We start from the raw sequence: 19713 nt of genomic DNA, 5'->3' as shown, positions 1-19713 counted from the left end.
CCGGTGCGGGCCCCGCCTGTCGAACGTGGGGGACGGCATCGGCCCGCTGTGCGGGGCGATGTTACTCGGCGCAGACCCGCCGGTGAACAACCATGTCCACATGCTTGACACTGCTCCTCCGGCGGGCGGCGGGGGCTCCTCCGGCGGGCCGGGCCGGCGCGGCCCCCGGCCGGGGCGTCGGTGCAGGTGGGAAGGGTGGGCGGGTCAGCGGTCGGGGCGCTGGGTCGCCCGCCGGCTGCGGCGGGGGACGGCCGGGGCGGGGCCGTCGGCGACGGCCCGGGCGGGGTCGTCAGCACCGCCGTCGTCAGCACCGCCGTCGTCAGCACCGCCGTCGTCGGCGACGGACCCGCCGTCGTCGGCGCCTCCGGGGGTGTCCCGGGCGGCCGGGCCCCGGCCGGGCAGCCAGAGCGGGTCGGGCCGGCCGCGGCTGCGCCGGCTGAGCAGGAAGGCCACCAGGGCGAGGAGGAAGACGAGGATGGAGGTCCACACGTTCAGCCGGACGCCGAGCACCCGCTCGGCGTCGTCGATCCGGAGCGCCTCGATCCACACCCGGCCGGCCGTGTAGAGCATGACGTAGAGCCAGAAGACCCGGCCGTGCCCGAGCCGGAACCGCCGCTCGGCCCAGACCAGGACGCCCACCGCGGCCAGGTTCCACAGCATCTCGTAGAGGAAGGTGGGGTGGAAGAGCGTGCCGGCGGGGTAGCCGGCGACCCGGTGGGCGTCGTCGACCTGCAGGCCCCACGGCAGGGTGGTCGGGGCGCCGTAGAGCTCCTGGTTGAAGTAGTTGCCCAGCCGGCCGGCGGCCTGGGCCACCAGCAGCCCCGGGGCGAGCGCGTCGGCGAACGGCGCCAGCCGCAGGCCCCGCCGCCGCAGGCCGAGCCAGGCGCCGAGCGCGCCGGCCGCGACGGCGCCCCAGATGCCGAGCCCGCCGTGCCAGACGTACAGGATGCGGACGGGGTCGCCGTCGGGCCCGAAGTAGGCGTCCGGGGAGGTCAGGACGTGGTAGATCCGGGCCCCGACGATGCCGAACGGGACCATCCAGAAGACCGCCACGTCCGTCGCGGTGTCCGGCGGGCCGCCCTTGGCGGTGTAGCGCCGGTCCAGCACCCACCAGGCGAGCAGGATGCCGACGAGGATGGCGATGGCGTAGGCCCGGATCGGGAGCGGGCCGAGGTACCACTCCGCCTGCGGCGGGCTGGGCAGGGCGGTGAGGACGGGGGGCACGGGTGCAGGGTAGCCGTCGGGGTGCCCGGCCCGGCCAACGGCGGCCGGCCAGGCCCTGCGGGCGGTCAAGCCCGGGGGGCGGTCAGACCCGGGTGCGGTCAGGCTCCGGGCCGGTCGGGCGCGGGCGGCCGGTCGGGGCGCGGCACCGGTCGGACCGGGGGCGGTCAGGCCCCGTGCGCCCCGGCCGCGAGCTCGGCGGCCAGCGCGGCGAGGTCGCGCAGCGCGGCGGTGCTGTCGCCGTCGTCCCGCTGGAGCGTACGGACCAGGGCCGAGCCGACGATGACGCCGTCGGCGTACCCGGCGATCTCCGCGGCCTGCTCGCCGGTGGACACGCCCAGACCCACGCAGACCCGCTCGGCGCCGGCCGCCCGGGTGCGCTCGACCAGCCGGCGGGCGTGGCTGTCCACCGCGGCGCGGGCGCCGGTGACGCCCATGGTGGAGGCGGCGTAGACGAACCCGCGGCACGCCTTGGCGGTGCTGCGCAGCCGCGCGTCGGTCGAGCTGGGCGCGACGAGGAAGACCCGGTCCAGGCCGTGGGTGTCGGAGGCGGCGAGCCACTCCCCCGCCTCGTCCGGGATGAGGTCCGGGGTGATCAGCCCGGCGCCGCCGGCCGCGGCGAGGTCGCGGGCGAAGCGGTCCACGCCGTAGCGGTGCACCGGGTTGTAGTAGGTCATCACGAGCACGGCCGCGCCGGTCTGGGCGACCTGCTCGACGGCGCGGAGGACGTCGGCGGTGCGGGTGCCGCCGTCCAGGGCGGCCTGGGCGGCCCGCTGGATGGTCTCCCCGTCCATGCCGGGGTCGGAGTAGGGCAGCCCGAGCTCGACGACGTCGGCGCCGGCCGCGACGATCTCCCGCGCGGCCCGCACCGAGGTGGGCACGTCGGGGAAGCCGACCGGCAGGTAGCCGACCAGGGCCGCGCCGCCGCGGGCCCGGGCGGCGTCCAGGGCCGCGGCGGTGCGGGACGTCGGCGGGGCGGGGGTCGTCGTCGGTGTCGTCATCTCAGACCTCCACGCTGCCGGTGGCGGCGTAGCCCGCGGCGTCGACCGCCCCGGTCTTCGCCTCCTCCGCCGGTCCGGCGGCCGCCGTCGGGACCGGGACGGAGTGCTCGTCGGCGTCGAGGAGCTCGAACCAGGCGGCCGCGGTCTCCACGTCCTTGTCCCCGCGGCCGGAGAGGTTGACCAGGATCGTCGGCGCCGGCTGCCCGGCGGCCTGCGCCTCCCGGCCGATCCGGATCGCCCCGGCGAGGGCGTGCGCGCTCTCGATCGCCGGGATGATGCCCTCGGTGCGGCACAGCAGCCGGAACGCGTCCATCGCCTCGGCGTCGGTGACCGGCTGGTACTCGGCGCGGTGGATGGTGGCGAGCCAGGAGTGCTCCGGCCCGACGCCGGGGTAGTCCAGGCCGGCGGAGATCGAGTGGGACTCCACGGTCTGGCCGTCCTCGTCCTGCAGCAGGTAGCTGCGGGCGCCGTGCAGGACGCCGGGCGCGCCGCCGGTGATGGAGGAGGCGTGCCGGCCGGTCTCGACGCCATCGCCGGCCGCCTCCAGCCCGACCAGGCGCACCCCGTCGTCGTCGAGGAAGGCGTTGAAGATCCCGATCGCGTTGGAGCCGCCGCCCACGCACGCGCAGACCACGTCGGGCAGGGCGCCGGTGAGGTCGAGGACCTGCGCGCGCGCCTCCTCCCCGATCACCTTCTGCAGGTCCCGGACGATGGTGGGGAACGGGTGCGGGCCGGCGGCGGTGCCGAAGATGTAGGTGGTGGTCTCGACGTTGGTGACCCAGTCGCGGAACGCCTCGTTGATGGCGTCCTTCAGGGTGCGCGAGCCGGTGGTGACCGGGACGACCTCGGTGCCGAGCAGGCGCATCCGGGCGACGTTGAGGGCCTGGCGGCGCACGTCCTCCTCGCCCATGTAGACGGTGCAGTCCAGGCCGAGCAGCGCCGCGGCGGTCGCGGTGGCGACGCCGTGCTGGCCGGCCCCGGTCTCGGCGATGACCCGCCGCTTGCCGATCTTGCGGGTGAGCAGGGCCTGGCCCAGGACGTTGTTGATCTTGTGCGAGCCGGTGTGGTTGAGGTCCTCCCGCTTGAGCAGCACCCGCGCGCCGCCCGCGTGCCGGCCGAACCGCGGGACCTCGGTGAGGATGCTCGGCCGGCCGGTGTAGGTGCGGTGGAGGTGGTCCATCTCCGCGAGGTACTCGGGGTCAGTCTTGAGCGACTCCCAGGCCGCGGCGAGCTCGTCCAGCGCGGCGACGAGCGCCTCGGGGACGAACCGGCCGCCGAACGCGCCGAAGTACGGCCCGGCGGCCTCGGCGAGGCGCTGGCCGGGGTGCGGCGTACCGGCCGCCGGCTCCTCGGACACCGGCTTCTCGGCCGCCGGCTGCCCGGCCGTCGCCTGCCCGGAGTCCGGCCCCCCAGGGCGCTGCTCGTCGGGCTGCGCGCTCACCGGCGCACCGCCCGCAGCGAGGGGTGGGCGCCGGCGGCGACCATGTCGGCGACCGCCTGGCGCGGGTTGCCCTGGGTGACGAGCGCCTCGCCGACCAGGACCGAGTCGGCGCCGGCGCGGGCGTAATCCAGGACGTCGTGCGGGCCCCGGACCCCGGACTCGGCGACCCGCAGGACCCCGTCCGGGACGACGTCGGCCACCTGGGCGAAGACGGCCCGGTCCACCCGGAGGGTGTGCAGGTTCCGGGCGTTGATGCCCACCACCCGGGCGCCGGCGTCCACCGCCCGGCTGGCCTCGGTGCGGTCGTGCGCCTCGACCAGCGCGGTCATCCCCAGGGAGTGCACCCGCTCGACGAGGGAGGTCAGCACGGTCTGCTCCAGCGCGGCGACGATGAGCAGGACCAGGTCCGCCCCGTGCGCCCGCGCCTCCCACACCTGGTACGGCGTGACGATGAAGTCCTTGCGCAGGACGGGCAGGTCGACGGCGGCCCGGACGGCGCTGAGGTCGGCCAGCGAGCCGCCGAACCGGCGGGCCTCGGTGAGCACCGAGACGACGGCGGCCCCGCCGGCCTCGTACTCCGCGGCCAGCCCGGCCGGGTCCGCGATGTCGGCGAGCGCCCCCTTGGACGGGCTCGACCGCTTGACCTCGGCGATGATGGTGACCGCGTCGTGCTCGCCGCGCAGCGCCGCGACGGCGTTCTTGGCGCCGGGCTGGCGCTGGGCGAGCTCCTTGAGCTCGGTCAGCGGGCGCCGGGCCTCCCGCTCGACGAGGTCCTCCCGGACCCCGGCGACGATCTCCTCCAGCACGGTCACGACGCGCTCTCCCCTCGGACGGTGACCCCGATCGTAGGCGGGCCGGGCAGGCAGCTCCCCGCCCCGTCCGGCAGGCGGCCCGCCGGCGGCCGGCCGTCTGTCGGCAGGCGCCCCGCCGTCGGCAGGCGCCCCGCCGTCGGCAGGCGCCCCGCCGTCGGCAGGTGCCCCGCCGACGTCAGCCGACGCCCGCGCCGGCCGTCCTCAGTCGCTGTACCAGTCACCGTCCCGCTTCCCGGGCTGCTCCTGGGGTGCCTGCCCCAGCCCCATCCCGCGCATGACGAGGCTGGCGACCAGGGACACGGCGATGACGACCAGGCCCGCGATGAGCACCCACCGCAGGGTCAGGATGAGCCCCAGCCCGACGATGAGGACGCCCAGGCAGCAGCCGATCATGAGCACCCAGGCGGCCGGCGTGCGGCCGTGGTTGCTGTACGCGGCGTGGGTGGGCAGCTTGTAGGTCTGGCGGGCAGGGGGCTGGGGCATCGGACGTCCCTCCAGGGCGACGGGTCGGCTCGCCCCAGGGTAGCGAGTCGGGCGGGCGCGGGCGGCGGCGGGACCGCGGGGGTGGCCGGCGCCGCGAGCGCACCGTGTCCGTTGGTACTTGAGGAGCGTCCGTGTGGTACTTGTGCCAGTTCCACGGCGCTGGATACCACACACAAGTACCACACGGACGCAATGCGCCGGTCCGATGCTCGCCCAGGTGGCTTCGACCTCGACCTGCTCGGGAGTGGCGGCCGGCACCGGTCGGGCCGACCGTGCTACCGGCCGGCCGTCGGGTCCTCGCCGCGGCCGAGCGCATCCCAGTCGTCCATCGCGCGGGTCCGCTCGTCAGCGGCCGGGGTACGGGGACGCGCCGGGCGCTCGTAGCGCCGGCCGGCGACCGCCCACCGGCGTCCCACGACGAGGGTGACCACGCCGACCCCGGCGAGCCCGACGGCGAGCACGACGGCCGCATAGGGCCACGGCGTCGTCGTCGCCAGGCCCTGGAGCTGGCGCACCCCGCTGAGCTCGGCCGCCGCCGCGAGCAGGGGCGCGGCCGGGTCCGCGAGGAAGTCGGCCACGGCGACGGCCGCGCCGACACCGGCGGCGAGGAGCGCGACACCGGCGACCGTTACCGCGACGCGTCGGCCCAGCCCGGCGGCGAGGGCCGCGGCGCCCGCGACCAGCGCGGCACCGGCGAGCGCCGGCACCGCCGTCGTGCCGCTGACCGAGACCGGCTCCACGGCCAGGACGGTGGGCGCCTGCCCGTCCGCCCACGGCAGCGCGCCGACGGCGAGGAGCAGCCCGGCGAGGACGAGCGCGGCGAGGACCACGGTGCGGCGCGCCGGCCGGGCGGCACGCGCCGTCGCCCGGTCACCGGCCCCGCCCGCGCCCGTCTCGTGGGCGCCGCCCCGGGCGGCCCGCCGGCTCACGCCCGCCCGGCGGGGCGGAGCCCGGCCGCGACCTGGACGGCCCGGACGGCCGCCGCCGCCTTGTTGCGGCTCTCCTCGTACTCGGCGGCGGGCACCGAGTCGGCGACGATGCCGCCGCCGGCCTGGACGGTGGCGGTGCCGGCGCGGATGACGGCGGTGCGGATCGCGATGGCGAGGTCGGCGTTGCCGGCGAAGTCGAGGTAGCCGACGACCCCGCCGTACAGGCCGCGGCGGACCGGCTCGAGGGTGTCGATGAGCTCGATCGCCCGCGGCTTGGGCGCCCCGGAGAGGGTGCCGGCGGGGAAGGTGGCGACGAGGCAGTCCAGCGCGCTGGCGTCCGGGCGCAGCCGCCCGGTCACCGTGGAGGAGATGTGCATGATGTGGCTGAACCGCTTGATCTCCATGAGCTCGACCACCTCCACCGTCTCCGGGTGGCAGACCTTGGCGAGGTCGTTGCGGGCGAGGTCGACCAGCATGACGTGCTCGCTGAGCTCCTTCGGGTCCGCGAGGAGCTCCTCGGCCAGGGCACGGTCCTCGGCCGGGCCGGCCCCGCGGGGGCGGGACCCGGCGATGGGGAAGGTCGTGACGGCGCCGTCCTGGACGCGGACCAGGGTCTCGGGGCTGGAGCCGACGACGGCGAAGCTCCCCGCCCCGGCGGGTTGCGGCCCGCTGCCGGCGGGGTCGGTCGCCTCGCCGTCGCCGTCGGCGTCGGCGGGAACCTGGCCGGTCGCGACCGCCGGAACCTCCCCGGCCAGGCCGGCCGGGGCCTCGCCGTCGGCATCGGGCGGGACCTGGCCGCCGTCGTGCAGCTGCAGGTAGTACATGTACGGGCTGGGGTTGATGGTGCGGAGCACCCGGTAGACGTCCAGCGGGTCGGCCGGGCAGGGGATGTCCAGGCGCTGGGAGATGACGACCTGGAAGACCTCGCCGTCGCGGATCGCGTCCTTGGCGGCCAGCACCGCGTTCTCGAACTCCGCCCGCGGGGTGCGGAACCTCAGCTCGGGCTCGGCGACCGGCACCCGGACGGCGGCGTGGGAGGCGCTCGGGGTCTGCAGGGCGGCCATCATCTTGTTGAGCCGGGCGACGGCGTCGGCGTGCGCGGCGTCCACCCGGGCGTCGGTGTCGTCGAAGTTGACCGCGTTCGCGATGAGCCACACGGACCCGTCGTGGTGGTCCACCGCCGCCATGTCGGTGGCCAGGCAGAGCGCGACGTCGGGGGTGTCGTGCTCGCGCGGGGCCAGGGCCCGCAGGGTCGGCTCCCACTCGCGCAGCACGTCCCAGCCCAGCGCCCCGACCAGGCCGCCGGTGAGCGGGGGCAGGCCGGGCACGGCCGGGGCGGACAGGGCGGTGAGGGCGGCGTCGAGGACCTCCAGGACGGGCCCGCTGGTGGGGATGCCCACCGGCACGTCCCCGGTCCACGTCGCGTGCCCGTCGCGGGCGGTGAGAGTGGCGCGGGCAGCGGCGCCGACGAAGGACCAGCGCGACCAGGCGCCGTCGTGCTCGGCGGACTCCAGGATGAAGGTGCCGGGCCGGCCGCCGGCGAGCTGGCGGTACAGGCCGACCGGGGTGACGTCGTCGGCGAGGAGGCGGCGCACGACCGGGACGACGCGGCGGTCGGCGGCCATCCGCCGGAAGGTCGACAGGTCCGGCCAGGTCTCGCCCCAGGCGACCGTGACGGGCGTGACCGCGTCGGGGGAGGTGCCGTCGGTTGGCGTGGTCTCGCCGGGACCGCTGGGTCCGTCGACGCCGATCACGGCCGGCTGCCCGGGACGGCGCCGAGGTCCCCGCCGGCCGCGAAGCAGCTCCGGGCCCCGGTGTGGCAGGCCGGGCCGACCTGGTCGACCTGGACGAGGAGCGCGTCGCCGTCGCAGTCGATGCTCACGGCCTTGACGTGCTGGGTGTGGCCCGACGTGTCGCCCTTGCGCCAGTACTCCTGCCGGGACCGGGACCAGTAGGTCGCGCGGCCGGTGGTGAGGGTGCGGGCCAGGGCCTCGTCGTCCATCCAGCCGACCATGAGGACCTCACCGGTGTCGTGCTGCTGCACGACGGCGCAGACCAGGCCGTGCTCGTCCCGCTTGAGGCGGGCGGCGACGTCCGGGGCGAGGGAACTCGTCGGAGGCACCAGACGATCTTGCCACGCCGGGCGGGCGGAGCGGCCGGCCGGTTGCCGGCGGAGCCGGATGCCGGCCGAGCCCGGTGCCGGCTGAGACGGGGCCGGCGCGGGGGCCGACTTAGCCACTGTCGACTGGGCCGGGTGCCGCCGGGGCACGGCCGTGCCACGGTGGTACAGGGGCCGGGGCGAGCGCCGCACCGGTCAGCGGCCCGGCCCGAGCGACAAGCGGCCGGGGCCCGAGCGACAAGCGGCCCGGCCCGGGCGACATGACGGGCAGGGAACCGGCGCCCGACCGGAGGTCGGGCGCCAGCCAGCACCACGAGGAGGATGCCGATGCCCTGGATGGAGACCGAGCGGGCCGCGCTCGTGCAGACCCTGCGCGAGGCGGACCCGGACGCGGCGACGATGTGCGAGGGGTGGACGGTTCGGCACGTGCTCGGCCACCTCGTCCTGCGGGAGCAGCGGCCTTACCTGGTCTTGCCGGACATGCTGGCCCGGCGACCCCCGGGCCAGGAGCCGTTCCTCGGCCGGCTCGTCGCCGGGGCGCGCACCCCCGCCGGCTACCAGGCGCTGGTCGACCGGTTCGCCGGCGGCCCGCCGGCCTGGTCACCGGTGGGCTGGCTGGGTGACACCGGCAACCTCATCGAGTACGTCGTCCACCATGAGGACGTCCGGCGCGGGGGTGCGGAGCCGGCCGAGCCCCGGGTCCTCCCGCCGGACATGGTCCGGGCCGTCTGGGCCCGGCTGCTGCCGACGGCACGGCTGAGCTACCGCACCAGCCCGGTGGGCGTGGTCCTGGTGGTCCCGGGCGGTCCCCGGCGGGTGGTCCACCGCGGCGCCGACGCCGTGGTCGTCGTCGGCGACCCGGTCGAGCTCGCGCTGCACGCCCTCGGGCGCACGCACGCCGAGGTCGACGTGCACGGCCGGTCCGCCGTCGTCGACCGCTTCCTGGCGAGCCGCTGACGGACTTCAGTGCCGGGCGCGGGCCTTCCAGCAGCCGGGAGAAGCTGGCGTCGCCTGGTCGGGTGACGTTGCTACACCAGCCAGTCTTCGACGGGTCGCCGGTCCGCATCGGGGTGGGCGAGCCAGGCCTGGAGCGCCGCGGCGATCGCGGCCGTGCGGTCCCCACGTCCTCGGGGGAACCGTCGAGGCGGGACGAGCAGGAACGGTGCCGCCGGAGCACCTGACGTGGTGGCCCGCAGCAGCAGCGGCCGGAAGTCCTTGGTGCTCTCAGTGACGATCCGGCGTCCCGCCTCGGCGGCCCACCGGAACAGGCCAGGGTCGCTCGCCCCGCCCAGCTCTGGATCGGCGACCGCAACCCCGACGTCGTGCCCGAGCTGACGCAAGGAGGCGGCGATCGCCTTGGAGCAGTGCTCGTCGAGCAGCAGGCGCCACGTCATGCCAGGAGCCGCTGCTGCGACTCCCACGACCGCAGGCCCTCCTCGGACGCGCGCTCGTTCTCGGCGATCTCGGTGTCGATCTCCTCGGGGTAGGCGCCGTAGTAGGCCAGCGCCATTCGCACCATCCCGAGCGGGAGGTCCATGTCCCTGGCGGCCACCTCGACGGCGCCGTCTCCGCGCAGCTCCGAGTCGCGCAGCGCCGCTACCACCTCCCATAGATCAGGCCCGACCGCGAGACCGGCCCGGCGACCGGACGGGCCATCGCGGAACACGGTGCCGGGAAACTCCTGGGAGCGCAGGCCCTCGTCGACGAGCCGCTGCGCAAGGCCCGACGGTGTCGTTCCCCGCCCTGCGGCTCCGCGGCGCAAACGGTCCAGCAATGCCGGGTCGAACCGGATGGAAAGTGGCATGCCAGCCATGCGCTAACGGTAGTGCGCCCGCCCGCTGACGGACCTCAGTGGCGGGCGCGGGACTTCCAGTAGCCGCCGAAGGTGACGTCGGTCTTTGCGGCGCCGGAGCGCACCCAGTGGCGGCGCAGCTCGGTGGCCAGGCGCTGCTCGCCGGCGATCCAGCCGTAGAACGGGTGGTCGAGGGGTTCGGCGACGGCGCGGGCGAGCGCCGCGGCGCCGGGCACGGCATCCGGCTCCTCGCGGACCACCCACTCGACGGTGACGTGCTCGGGCGGGGTGAGGTCCTGGGCGTCGCCCCGCTCCGGGATCTCGAGCACCGCGACGCCGGCGGCGTCGCGCGGGAGGGAGGAAAGGATGCCCGCGGCGGCCGGCAGCCCGGTCTCGTCGACGACGACCCTCACGCGGCGGAGCAGGTGCTCCGGGGGGTGGAAGGTGATCCCCTCGTCGAGGATCGCGACGGCGTCGCCGCGGCGGCAGGTCTGCGCCCAGGCCGCCGCGGGACCGGAGGTGCCGTCGGCGACGGAGCCGTGCAGGACGAAGTCGACGTCGAGCTCGGCGCCGTCGGGACCGTGGTCGCGGAAGGCCCGGACGGTGTAGTTGCGCAGCACCGGACGGTCGGTCCTGGCGATCGCGAGGTACCGCAGGTACGCCAGCGTGTCGAGCCTGTTCGGCAGGCGCGACAGCGAGGCGTCCGACACCGGCAGGAACAGCCGGAACCACTGGTCGAAGCCCATCGGGGCGAACCGCTCGACCTCGCCCCCGCCGAGGGTGACGCGCACGAAGCTCGGCGAGATGCGCTCGCTGCGCAGCACGTGCAGCGTCAGGAGCTGCGCCACCGCGGGCTTGACCCGGGTGGCGCTCATGCCTGTGCGGGCCATGGCGTCCTCGTCTGCGTTAGGTACTCCTAACCTAGCGTGAGGCGCTGCCGCCCCAGCAACCCCTGGCCGCATCCGTCACCGCGTGCGCCCACCGTCCGCGGCACACGTGCCCGGATGACGCACCTCGGGCACGACGACGGCGCCCGGCCCGCCCGCGCGGCCCGCTGCTGCTCGAGCGCCGGGTCCGGCCCACCCGCGGCCCGCCGCTGCCCGAGCGCCGGCCGTTACCGGTCGGTGTCGAGGGTGCCCTCCGTCGCGGCCTGCCGGTCCGCGTCGGCGCTGTCGACCTGATTCTCGTCGCGGTCGGGGTCCAGCGGCTGGTCGTCGTCGTCGCCGCCGAGGAGCGGGTCGGTGTCGGCGGGGAAGTGGCCCGGGCGGCTCTCGTCGGGCGGGATGATCGGGGTGTTCGGAGTGTTCGTCATCGTCGGGCTCCTTCGCTGAGGGGTGCCTCGACACTATGCCCGGCTCGCCCCGCTGTCGCGGGCTCACAGCCGGTGGGCGCCGCGGCCGACGGGCACCGCGGCCGACGGGCACCGCGGCCGACGGGCACCGAGACCGACGCGCGCCGAGACCGACGGGCGCCGAGGCCAGCGGCGCCCGCCGCGATGCCGCGCGCCCGGCCCGCCGTCGTCGCCCGCTCCCAGTCGGGCGGTTGACGGAACACCGCCCGCCCGCCGACCGTTGGCCCCTCCGTCCCCGAGGGAGAGGTTCCGATGACGCCGTCCGAGCTCGACCACGAGCAGCAGCACCTGGACCGCCTGTACGCCCGGGTGGACGAGCTCCGCGCGCAGGTCGCCGGCGAGCTGGACCGGGCGCTGCGGGCCCGCGGCGGCTCCGCCCGGGACCTGGTCGACCGGGAGGCCCAGGTCGACCGGCTCACCGAGCGTGCCGCGACCCTCGACCGTGCCGAGGAGGGGCTCTGCTTCGGCCGGCTGGACCTGGCCGAGGGGCAGGTCCGCTACGTCGGCCGCACCGGGCTGCGCGGCCCGGCGCCGGAGCGCACCCCGCTGCTGCTGGACTGGCGCGCGCCCGGGTCGCGGGCGTTCTACCTGGCCACGCCGGCGGACAACCACGGCGTGCGGCGGCGCCGGCACCTGCGCACCAGCGCCCGGCGGGTGACCGGCCTGGAGGACGAGCTCCTCGACCTCGACGCCGCCCCCGGCGCGCTGCCGCTGCAGGGCGAGGGCGCGCTGATGGCCGCCCTGGCCGAGCACCGCACCGGCCGGATGAAGGACATCGTCACCACCCTGCAGGCCGAGCAGGACGAGATCGTCCGCGCCGACGCCGACGGGGTGCTGGTGGTCCAGGGCGGCCCCGGCACCGGCAAGACCGCCGTGGCGCTGCACCGCGCCGCGTACCTGCTCTACGCCCGGCCGACCGTCGCCCGCCAGGGGGTGCTCGTCGTCGGCCCGACGCCGACCTTCCTGGACTACATCGAGCAGGTGCTGCCCTCGCTCGGCGAGACCCAGGTGGTGCTCACCACGCCCGAGGAGCTCTACCCCGGCGTCGTCCCGGACCGGCCGTAGGACCCGGAGACCACCGCGGTCAAGGGCAGCCTGGTGATGGCCGAGGTGCTGGCCCGGGCCGTCCGCGCCCGGCAGGCCGCCGACGGCGTCGAGGTCACCTTCGACGGCGAGGCCTACCACCTGCCCGCCGATCTGCTCCGGGACGCCGGCGAGCGCGCCCGCCGGTCCGAGCGGACCCACAACGGGGCGCGGCGCCTCTTCCGGGCCGAGGTCCTCCGGGCCCTGGTGCTGGAGGTGGCCGGCGCCGGGTACCGCCTGCTCCAGGACGTCGAGGACGGGCTGGAGGAGGAGCTGGCCCGGGCCGACGCCGCCCTCGCCCGGGCGCCGGACGCCGTCTTCGCCCGGGTGGACGCCGTCGGCAGCCAGGTGGACGGGACGGTCGCGACCCACGAGGTGCCGCTGGTCGAGCGCGAGCTGATCGCCGACCCCGGCGTTGCCGCGGCGGTGGAGGACCTCTGGCCGCTGCTCACCCCCGAGGAGCTGCTCGCGGACCTGTTCGCCGACGAGGACCGGCTGGCCGCCGCGGCCGCGGGGCTCCTGGACGACGGCGCCCGGGCCCGGCTGCGGCGGGAGCGGGGGGCCGGCTGGTCGGCCGGGGACGTCGCCCTGCTCGACGAGGCCGCCGAGCTGCTGGGCGTGGACGACACCGACGCGCGGTCCCGGGCCGAGCGGCAGCGCCGGGACGCGGCCCGCTTCGCCCGGCAGGTGCTGCGGGAGCACGACCTGCTGGCCGAGGACGCCGACGGCGACGCCGTGCCGGGCGGGGCGCTGCTCAGCGGCACCGAGCTGGCCGACCGGCACGGGGCGCCCGAGCACCGCACCTTCGCCGAGCGGGCCGCCGCCGACCGGTCCTGGGTGTACGGCCACGTCATCGTGGACGAGGCGCAGGAGCTCTCGGCGATGACCTGGCGGGCCCTGTTCCGGCGCTGCCCGGCCGGGTCGATGACCGTCGTCGGGGACGTGCACCAGGCGAGCGGCCCGACGGCGGTGACCTCCTGGGCGGCGGCGCTGGCGCCGCACACCGCCGCCCGGGTCCGGCAGGGCCGGCTCACCGTCAGTTACCGCACCCCGGCGGAGGTGATGGCGGCCGCCGCCCCGGCGCTGCGGGCCCTCGACCCCGGCGCGGCGGCCCCGGTGAGCGCCCGGTCGACCGGCGCCGTCCCGGTCCGGGTGCCGGTGGCCGCCGGCGGCCTGGCGGACGCGGTCCGGGACGCCGTCGCCGAGGCCCGACGGCGCGGGGACCGGACCGCGGTGATCGCGCCGGCGGCGCTGGTGCGGCCGCTCGCCGCGGCGCTGGGCGCCGCCGGGCCGGTGGACCTGCGGGCGGAGACGGTCGTGGTGTCCCCGGCGCAGGCGAAGGGCCTGGAGTTCGACGCGGTCGTGGTGGCCGAGCCGGCCGGGATCCTGGCCGGACCCCGGGGGCTGAACGACCTGTACGTCGCCCTGACCCGGACCACGCGGGCGCTGACCGTCGTGCACACCGGCGAGCCGCCGGCGGTGCTCGCCGGGCTGCCGGCGGCCTGACGGCGCCGGGTCCGCTGCCGGCCGGGCCCGACGGCGCCGGGCGGGAGCGTTCCCGACCGCGCCGGGCGGGAGCGTGGCCGGCCGACGGCGCCTCGGCTCAGCGCACCGGGACGCCGGCGGCCCGCAGGTGCTCCTTCACCTGGGCGATGCTGAGGGTGCCGAAGTGGAAGACGGAGGCCGCCAGCACGGCGTCGGCGCCGTGCCGGGCGGCGGCCGCGAAGTGCTCGGGCGTGCCGGCGCCGCCGGAGGCGATCAGCGGCACGGCGACCCGGGGGCGGACGTCGTCGATCATCTGCAGGTCGAAGCCGTCGGTGGTGCCGTCGGCGTCCATGGAGTTGAGCAGGATCTCCCCGGCGCCGAGCTCGGCGCCCCGGGCCGCCCACGCCACGGCGTCGATGCCGGTGCCGCGGCGCCCGCCGTGGGTGGTCACCTCGTAGCCCGACGGCGTCCGGGTCGGCCCTGTGCACCGGCGGGCGTCGACGGAGAGCACCAGGACCTGGTTGCCGAACCGCTGGGCGACCTCGCTGATCAGCTCGGGCCGGGCGATCGCCGCGGTGTTGACGCCCACCTTGTCCGCGCCGGCCTTGAGCAGCTGGTCGACGTGCTCCACGCCCCGGACGCCGCCGCCGACGGTGAGCGGGACGAAGACCTCCTCGGCGGTGCGGGCCACCACCTCCAGCGTGGTGGCCCGGCCCTCGGCGGAGGCGGAGACGTCGAGGAAGGTGATCTCGTCCGCGCCCTCGGCGTCGTAGCGGCGGGCGAGCTCGACGGGGTCGCCGGCGTCGCGCAGGCCGCGGAAGTTCACGCCCTTGACCACGCGTCCGTCCGCCACGTCCAGGCAGGGGATCACCCGCACCGCCACACCCACCGACGCCTCCTCCCGCCGCAATCCGCCGCCCACGGTAGCCGCCCGGTAGCGTCCCGGGGGTGAGCGTCCAGGACCGGCCGCAGGCCGCCGCCGGGGCCGTCCCGCCCGCGGTGCTGGCCGCGGTCCGGGCGGCCGAGCCGGGCGCGCGGCACCGGGGCCGGCCGCTGGTGGTGGGGATCGACGGCCGCTCCGGGGCCGGGAAGTCGGCGCTGGCGGCCGCGCTCGTCGACGTTCTCGCCCGGGACCGGCCCCGGACCGGCGCCGTGGGGCTGCTCGCCCTGGAGGACGCCTACCGGGGCTGGGACGGGCTCGCCGCGGGCCTGGCGGAGGTGGCCGACGGCGTGCTCGGCCCGCTCCGCCGGGGCCGCCCGGGCCGGTACCGGGCCTACGACTGGCACGCCGGGCGGGTCGACGGCGTGCGGGCCGTGCCGCCGCCCGGGACGCCGGTGCCGGAGGTGCTGGTGGTGGAGGGGTGCGGCGCCGGCTCGGCCGTGCTCGCCCCCTCCGTGGACGTCCTGGTCTGGCTGGAGGCGCCGGAGCCCGTGCGGCACCGGCGGGCGCTGGAGCGGGACGGCGGAACCTGGGCGCACCGGTGGGATGGGTGGGCGGCGCAGGAGCAGGCGCTGCTGGACGAGCGGGACGCCCGGGCGGCGGCCGACGTGGTGGTCGCCACCGGCTGACCGGGGCGACGGCTACTCCCCTGACGGCTGCTCCCCCGACGGTTGCTCCGCCGGTTGCTCCGCCGACGGCGCCGGCGTCGGGCTGACCAGGGCGTCCTCGTCCCCGCCGGCGACGGCGAGGATGTCGACCACGAGCACCAGGGTGTCGGTCCCCTGGGCCTGCGCCGGCGGGATGACCAGGAGGACCTGGGAGCCCACCGTCTGGTCCACCAGCCCGTCCCGCAGGCCCGGGAAGGTCTCGTCGATGGCGACCGTCTGCGGCACCTTGCCGGTGGCCCAGGTGGAGTCGTACGGCGCGCCGGTCTCCCAGGCCATGCCGGTGTACTGGATGGTGACGTCCTGGCCGGGACGCACCTGGGCGCCGTCGCCGCGGACGAGCGGGGCCACCCGCAGCCGGTCCGGCGGCTCGCCGTCGGGGACGGTGATGGTGGGGGCGCCGTCGTCGGCGAGCGCGACGGCGGGCATGCCGTCCGGCGGCTCGACCGGCTCCCCGCGGGCCCGGGTGTAGCGCACGTCGATGACCAGGACGAGCATCCGGTCGACCCCGTCCTCGGAGATCGGCTGCTCGACGAGCAGCCGGCTGCCCTCCCGGCTGCCGAGCAGCACCGGGTACAGGTCCTCCCCGACGTCCTCCGGGGTGAGCGTCATCGTGCGCGCGACGCCGATCTCCCGGCCCTCCATGAGCTCGCCGTCCTGGCCGTCGTAGGCGGTGAGCGTGACCAGGATCGGCTCGCCCTCGGCGAGCTCGCGGCCGTCCCCCTCGATGAGGGTCTGCACCGAGGACTCGGTCAGCGGGAGCGGCGGGGTGAAGGTGACGACGGGGACGGAGCCGAAGCTCCCGGTGACCTCGACCGGCGGCGTGGTGGGGTCCTCCTCGGGCGCGCTCGAGGTGCAGGCGGTGAGGACGACGGCGAGGAGCAGCGCGAGGAGCACGGTGAGCCGGCGACGGGCCGGGAGCCGGCGGCGGGCCGGGAGCCGGCGGCCGGCGGCCGGCCGGCGGCGGGTGGGTCGCGGGCGGGCGGACGTGCTGGGCTCCACCGGGGCAGCCTACGTCGACCGGCGACGACGACGGCCGACCGGGCGGGCGCGGGCGGGGCTGCCGGGCCGACGAGGCTGCCCAGCGGCCGGCCGGGCGCGCCCTGCGCGCGTCGGCCCGGTCACTCCAGGGCGGCGAGCAGGGCGTCGACGCGCTCGTCGGTGGCGGCGAAGGGGTCCTTCAGCACCACGGTGCGCTGGGCGGCGTCGTTGATCTTCAGGTGCACCCAGTCCACCGTGATGTCCCGGCGGCGGTCCTGGGCGGCAGCGACGAACTCCCCGCGGAGCCTCGCCCGGGTGGTGGCGGGCGGCCGGACGACGGCCTCGGCCACCTCCGCCTCGGTGGTCAGCCGGGCCATCAGGCCGCGCTGCTCCAGCGAGGCGGCGAGGCCGTGCACCGGGGAGATGTCGTGGTAGGCCAGGGCCAGGCGGGCGACCCGCGGGTCATCCAGGGCCAGCCGGTGCTTGTCCCGGTACCGGCCCAGGAGGCGGGCCTTGATGGCCCAGTCGAGCTCGGTCTCCACGCCGCTGGGGTCGGCGGTGCGCAGCGCGTGCAGGCCCCGCTCCCACAGGTCCAGCACCCGGCGCTGGACCGCGGTGGGCTCGTGGCCGCCGTCGTCGAGGTAGGCCCGCACCCGGGTCAGGTACTCCTCCTGGATCTGCACCGGGCTCATCCGCCGCCCGCTCGCCAGCTCCACCGGACCGGCGGCGGTGAGGTCGGTGGAGATCTCCCGGATGGCGCGCATGGGCTCGGCGAGGGCGAGGTCCTTGACCTTGCCGCCGTCCTCGAGGAGGCCGAGCAGCAGGTCGGTCATCCCGACCTTGAGCATGGTGGTGGTCTCGGCCACCGAGGAGTCCCCGACGATGACGTGCATCCGCCGGTACCGGTCGGCGTCGGCGTGCGGCTCGTCGCGGGTGTTGATGATGGGCCGGGAGCGGGTGGTCGCCGAGCTCATCGCGTCCCACATCTGGTCCGCCCGCTGGGAGAAGGCGTAGGCGACGCCGCCGCCCGGCCGCCGTCGGAGGTGCCCGGCGCCGGTGAGGACCTGCCGGGTGACGAAGAACGGCACCAGGGCGGTGGCCATGTCGTGGAAGTCCCGACGGCGGCGCACCAGGTAGTTCTCGTGGCAGCCGAAGGAGTTCCCGGCGGAGTCGACGTTGTTCTTGAACAGGTGGATGGTGCCGGCGACGCCGTCCTGGGCGAGCTGGGCGTTCGCCTCGACGGTCATCTCGTCCAGGATCGCCGCCCCGGCCCGGTCGTTGGCGACGAGCTGGTGGACGTCGTCGCACTCGGCGGAGGCGTACTCCGGGTGCGAGCCGACGTCGAGGTAGAGCCGCGCCCCGTTGCGCAGGAAGACGTTGGAGGACCGGCCGAAGGCGACGACCCGGCGGAAGAGGTACCGGGCGGCGTCGTCGGCGGACACCTGCGCCGCCGCCCCGTCCCCGGCGGCGGCCCCGTCCCCCGCACCGGTGCGCCCGGCCGGGGGCCGGGCGCAGGTGATGCCGTACTCCGTCTCGATGCCGAAGATCCGGCGGGGGGTCACTGCCCGCCCTTCTGCACGAAGCCCTGCACGAAGGACTCGGCGTTGGCCTCCAGGACGGAGTCGATCTCGTCGAGGAGGCTGTCGACCTCCTGGGTGCGGACCTGGGCCGCGGCGGTCACCGGCGGGCCGACGGGCTCGGGCCCGGGGTCCTCCCGCCGGGTGGTGCGCCGCTGCTCCTGCTCTGCCATGGCTGTTCCTCCTTGTGTCCTGGCCAGGTTACGACGCGGGCGCCCGCCCGGTGAGCGCCTCGACCAGCTCCGCGGCGGTCTCGGCCCCCGCCAGCAGCGCGCCGACGTGCGCGCGGGTGCCGCGCAGCGGGTCGGTCATCGGCACCCGGACGAGGTGGTCGGCGCCGGGCAGGTCCAGCACGACCGACTCCCAGCTCGCCCCGGCCACCTGCCCGGGGTACCGGGCCACGACCTCCCCGCGGAACCACGCCCGGGTGTCGGCCGGCGGGGTGTGCTCGGCGGCGGCCACGTCGGCGTCGGTCACCAGCCGCTCGACCCGGCCGGCGGCGGCCAGCCGGGCGACGATGGACCGCTCCGGGCGCAGGTCCGCCCACTGCAGGTCCAGCGCCCGGAGCTTGGGGTGGTCCCAGGGCAGGGCCTCGCGCCGGCGCATGCCCTCGAGCAGCTCGAGCTTGGCGACCCACTCCACCTCGGCGGCGGCGGAGGCCCGGTCGGTGGCCAGCCGGTCGAGCACGCCGGCCCACCGGGCCAGGACGTCGGCGGTGGCCGGGTCCACCCCGGCCGGCCCGGCGGCGCGGCGCACGGCGTCGTCGACGATCTCCAGGTACGCGCCCTGGATCTGCAGGGCGGTCATCTCCCGGCCGTCGGCGAGGGTGAGCCGGTGGGTCAGGCCCGGGTCGTGGCTGACCGCCCAGGTCTCCCCCACCGGGTTGGCCAGGGCAAGCGCGTCCAGCGCCAGGGGCGCCCCGCCGTTCTCCAGCAGCCACAGCAGCAGGGCGGTGGTGCCCGTCTTGAGGTAGGTGGAGACGTCGAACAGGTTGGCGTCCCCGCCGATGACGTGCAGCCGGCGGTACCGGGTGGGGTCGGCGTGCGGCTCGTCCCGGGTGTTGATGATGGGCCGGTTGAAGGTGGTCTCCAGGCCGACGTCGTTCTCCACGTAGTCCGCGCGCTGGGCGATCTGGAACCCGGGCCGCTCGCTGCGCTGGCCCAGCCCGACCCGGCCGGCGCCGCAGAAGACCGGCCGGGTGACGAAGAACGGGGTGAGGTAGCGGACCAGGTCGCCGAAGGCGACGTCCCGGCTGACCAGGTAGTTCTCGTGGGTGCCGTAGGCCGCGCCCTTGCCGTCGACGTTGTTCTTGTACAGCACGACGGCGGGCGCGGTGGGGGTGGCCCGGAGGGCGTCCATGGCGCGGCGCATGACGCTCTCCCCGGCCCGGTCCCAGCGCACCGCGTCCAGCGGGCTGGTGACCTCGGGGCTGGAGTACTCCGGGTGGGCGTGGTCGACGTAGAGGCGGGCGCCGTTGGTCAGCACGGCGTTGGCCGCGGTGGGCAGGGCGAGCTCGGCCGCGCTGGGCCGGCGCAGGGTGGTGGTCCGCGCCCGGGCGCCGTCGCCGTCGCCGGCCGGCGGGGCGGGGGCGGTGGGGTCGTCGGTGAGCTGGGAGGGGTGCGCCGCGGCCCGGTCCAGCCGGAAGCCGCGGGCGTCGGCGAGCGGGTCCTCCCCGGCGTAGTCCCACCGCACCGGCGCCCCGCGCAGCGCCGCCCCGGCGTAGGCGGTGACCACGTGGGTGGCGAGCTCGATCGGGTTGGCGTCGGGGTTGCCGGGCTCGATCAGGCCGTACTCGGTCTCGATGCCCATCGGGCGGTGCACGCTCATCTGCCG

21 protein-coding genes are annotated in these 19713 nt (G+C 76.8%); 4 read left to right on the top strand and 17 right to left on the bottom strand.

The genetic code is table 11. The features are described from left to right. Positions 1-204 precede the first annotated feature (204 nt). From lgt to hisI, 8 genes are all read right to left on the bottom strand, one after another. Complete coding sequence (gene lgt, locus MF406_RS08145) at positions 205-1224, bottom strand: prolipoprotein diacylglyceryl transferase (protein WP_242897527.1); 1020 nt, start codon at positions 1222-1224, stop codon at positions 205-207. Between the two features lie 164 nt (positions 1225-1388). Next, positions 1389-2222, bottom strand: a complete 834-nt coding sequence (gene trpA / locus MF406_RS08140; RefSeq protein WP_242897526.1) for a tryptophan synthase subunit alpha — start codon at positions 2220-2222, stop codon at positions 1389-1391. A 1-nt stretch (position 2223) separates the two neighbouring features. Next, complete coding sequence (gene trpB, locus MF406_RS08135) at positions 2224-3579, bottom strand: tryptophan synthase subunit beta (RefSeq protein ID WP_242897733.1); 1356 nt, start codon at positions 3577-3579, stop codon at positions 2224-2226. Positions 3580-3659: 80 nt separating this feature from the next. Next, on the bottom strand, positions 3660-4475 hold the full coding sequence (gene trpC, locus MF406_RS08130; protein WP_242897525.1) for an indole-3-glycerol phosphate synthase TrpC: 816 nt from the start codon (positions 4473-4475) through the stop codon (positions 3660-3662). A 201-nt stretch (positions 4476-4676) separates the two neighbouring features. Next, positions 4677-4958 carry an HGxxPAAW family protein gene (locus MF406_RS08125; protein WP_242897524.1) on the bottom strand — a complete coding sequence of 94 codons (282 nt, stop codon included), beginning with the start codon at positions 4956-4958 and terminating at the stop codon, positions 4677-4679. A 275-nt stretch (positions 4959-5233) separates the two neighbouring features. Continuing rightward, entirely contained in the window at positions 5234-5887 is a 654-nt protein-coding gene (locus MF406_RS08120) for a Trp biosynthesis-associated membrane protein (protein ID WP_242897523.1), read from the bottom strand. Further along, a complete protein-coding gene (locus MF406_RS08115; RefSeq protein ID WP_242897732.1) occupies positions 5884-7512 on the bottom strand; it encodes a chorismate-binding protein in 1629 nt (542 codons plus the stop codon). Before MF406_RS08115 ends, MF406_RS08120 begins: the two co-directional genes overlap by 4 nt. Positions 7513-7637: 125 nt before the next feature. Further along, positions 7638-8009, bottom strand: a complete 372-nt coding sequence (gene hisI / locus MF406_RS08110; RefSeq protein ID WP_242897522.1) for a phosphoribosyl-AMP cyclohydrolase — start codon at positions 8007-8009, stop codon at positions 7638-7640. Positions 8010-8333: 324 nt separating this feature from the next. Here hisI and MF406_RS08105 point away from each other — a divergent pair, with 324 nt between their 5' ends. Next, positions 8334-8963 (top strand): TIGR03085 family metal-binding protein, encoded by a 630-nt coding sequence (locus MF406_RS08105; RefSeq protein WP_242897521.1) that lies wholly within the window; start codon positions 8334-8336, stop codon positions 8961-8963. A gap of 71 nt (positions 8964-9034) precedes the next feature. On the opposite strand, the gene MF406_RS08100 is transcribed toward MF406_RS08105, so the two are convergent. The 4 genes from MF406_RS08100 to MF406_RS08085 form a co-directional block, all read right to left on the bottom strand. Further along, positions 9035-9400, bottom strand: coding sequence for a DUF5615 family PIN-like protein (locus MF406_RS08100; RefSeq protein ID WP_242897520.1), 366 nt, complete (start codon positions 9398-9400; stop codon positions 9035-9037). Beyond that, a complete protein-coding gene (locus MF406_RS08095; RefSeq protein ID WP_242897519.1) occupies positions 9397-9819 on the bottom strand; it encodes a hypothetical protein in 423 nt (140 codons plus the stop codon). Before MF406_RS08095 ends, MF406_RS08100 begins: the two co-directional genes overlap by 4 nt. A 35-nt stretch (positions 9820-9854) precedes the next feature. Continuing rightward, complete coding sequence (locus MF406_RS08090; RefSeq protein WP_242897518.1) at positions 9855-10688, bottom strand: siderophore-interacting protein; 834 nt, start codon at positions 10686-10688, stop codon at positions 9855-9857. A 224-nt stretch (positions 10689-10912) separates the two neighbouring features. Further along, the gene (locus MF406_RS08085) at positions 10913-11110 is read right to left on the bottom strand and encodes a hypothetical protein (protein ID WP_242897517.1); all 198 of its coding nucleotides are present in this window, start codon (positions 11108-11110) and stop codon (positions 10913-10915) included. 291 nt (positions 11111-11401) lie between these two features. Here MF406_RS08085 and MF406_RS08080 point away from each other — a divergent pair, with 291 nt between their 5' ends. Together MF406_RS08080 and MF406_RS08075 are read left to right on the top strand one after the other, a co-directional pair. After that, a complete protein-coding gene (locus tag MF406_RS08080) occupies positions 11402-12214 on the top strand; it encodes a UvrD-helicase domain-containing protein (RefSeq protein WP_242897516.1) in 813 nt (270 codons plus the stop codon). A gap of 36 nt (positions 12215-12250) precedes the next feature. After that, complete coding sequence (locus MF406_RS08075) at positions 12251-13738, top strand: hypothetical protein (RefSeq protein WP_242897515.1); 1488 nt, start codon at positions 12251-12253, stop codon at positions 13736-13738. A gap of 97 nt (positions 13739-13835) precedes the next feature. On the opposite strand, the gene hisF is transcribed toward MF406_RS08075, so the two are convergent. Next, complete coding sequence (gene hisF, locus MF406_RS08070) at positions 13836-14606, bottom strand: imidazole glycerol phosphate synthase subunit HisF (RefSeq protein ID WP_242897514.1); 771 nt, start codon at positions 14604-14606, stop codon at positions 13836-13838. A gap of 59 nt (positions 14607-14665) precedes the next feature. Here hisF and MF406_RS08065 point away from each other — a divergent pair, with 59 nt between their 5' ends. After that, the gene (locus tag MF406_RS08065; RefSeq protein WP_242897513.1) at positions 14666-15286 is read left to right on the top strand and encodes a uridine kinase; all 621 of its coding nucleotides are present in this window, start codon (positions 14666-14668) and stop codon (positions 15284-15286) included. A 12-nt stretch (positions 15287-15298) separates the two neighbouring features. Here the strand turns inward: MF406_RS08065 and MF406_RS08060 are convergent, their stop codons facing one another. The 4 genes from MF406_RS08060 to dop all read right to left on the bottom strand — a co-directional run bounded on the left by MF406_RS08060 (position 15299) and on the right by dop (position 19707). Beyond that, positions 15299-16324, bottom strand: a complete 1026-nt coding sequence (locus MF406_RS08060) for an FKBP-type peptidyl-prolyl cis-trans isomerase (protein ID WP_242897512.1) — start codon at positions 16322-16324, stop codon at positions 15299-15301. A gap of 119 nt (positions 16325-16443) precedes the next feature. Continuing rightward, entirely contained in the window at positions 16444-17865 is a 1422-nt protein-coding gene (gene pafA, locus MF406_RS08055) for a Pup--protein ligase (RefSeq protein WP_242897511.1), read from the bottom strand. Continuing rightward, positions 17862-18053, bottom strand: a complete 192-nt coding sequence (locus tag MF406_RS08050) for a ubiquitin-like protein Pup (protein WP_242897510.1) — start codon at positions 18051-18053, stop codon at positions 17862-17864. The genes pafA and MF406_RS08050 overlap by 4 nt, the downstream gene beginning before the upstream one ends. 28 nt (positions 18054-18081) lie before the next feature. Continuing rightward, on the bottom strand, positions 18082-19707 hold the full coding sequence (gene dop / locus MF406_RS08045) for a depupylase/deamidase Dop (RefSeq protein WP_305852996.1): 1626 nt from the start codon (positions 19705-19707) through the stop codon (positions 18082-18084). Positions 19708-19713: the final 6 nt, after the last annotated feature.

The organism is Georgenia sp. TF02-10, assembly GCF_022759505.1.
Classification (GTDB): domain Bacteria; phylum Actinomycetota; class Actinomycetes; order Actinomycetales; family Actinomycetaceae; genus TF02-10.
This window is presented reverse-complemented; position numbering and strand designations above follow the sequence as displayed.

What these genes read in the sequence shown, in the direction of transcription:
- MF406_RS08090 (WP_242897518.1), bottom strand. Translation starts at nt 10,688, where the DNA reads ATGGCCCGCACAGGCATGAGCGCCACCCGGGTCAAGCCCGCGGTGGCG.
- MF406_RS08085 (WP_242897517.1), bottom strand. Translation starts at nt 11,110, where the DNA reads ATGACGAACACTCCGAACACCCCGATCATCCCGCCCGACGAGAGCCGC.
- MF406_RS08100 (WP_242897520.1), bottom strand. Translation starts at nt 9,400, where the DNA reads ATGACGTGGCGCCTGCTGCTCGACGAGCACTGCTCCAAGGCGATCGCC.
- MF406_RS08075 (WP_242897515.1), top strand. Translation starts at nt 12,251, where the DNA reads ATGGCCGAGGTGCTGGCCCGGGCCGTCCGCGCCCGGCAGGCCGCCGAC.
- trpA (WP_242897526.1), bottom strand. Translation starts at nt 2,222, where the DNA reads ATGACGACACCGACGACGACCCCCGCCCCGCCGACGTCCCGCACCGCC.
- MF406_RS08125 (WP_242897524.1), bottom strand. Translation starts at nt 4,958, where the DNA reads ATGCCCCAGCCCCCTGCCCGCCAGACCTACAAGCTGCCCACCCACGCC.
- MF406_RS08115 (WP_242897732.1), bottom strand. Translation starts at nt 7,512, where the DNA reads ATGGCCGCCGACCGCCGCGTCGTCCCGGTCGTGCGCCGCCTCCTCGCC.
- dop (WP_305852996.1), bottom strand. Translation starts at nt 19,707, where the DNA reads ATGAGCGTGCACCGCCCGATGGGCATCGAGACCGAGTACGGCCTGATC.
- MF406_RS08050 (WP_242897510.1), bottom strand. Translation starts at nt 18,053, where the DNA reads ATGGCAGAGCAGGAGCAGCGGCGCACCACCCGGCGGGAGGACCCCGGG.
- MF406_RS08105 (WP_242897521.1), top strand. Translation starts at nt 8,334, where the DNA reads ATGCCCTGGATGGAGACCGAGCGGGCCGCGCTCGTGCAGACCCTGCGC.
- MF406_RS08080 (WP_242897516.1), top strand. Translation starts at nt 11,402, where the DNA reads ATGACGCCGTCCGAGCTCGACCACGAGCAGCAGCACCTGGACCGCCTG.
- MF406_RS08095 (WP_242897519.1), bottom strand. Translation starts at nt 9,819, where the DNA reads ATGGCTGGCATGCCACTTTCCATCCGGTTCGACCCGGCATTGCTGGAC.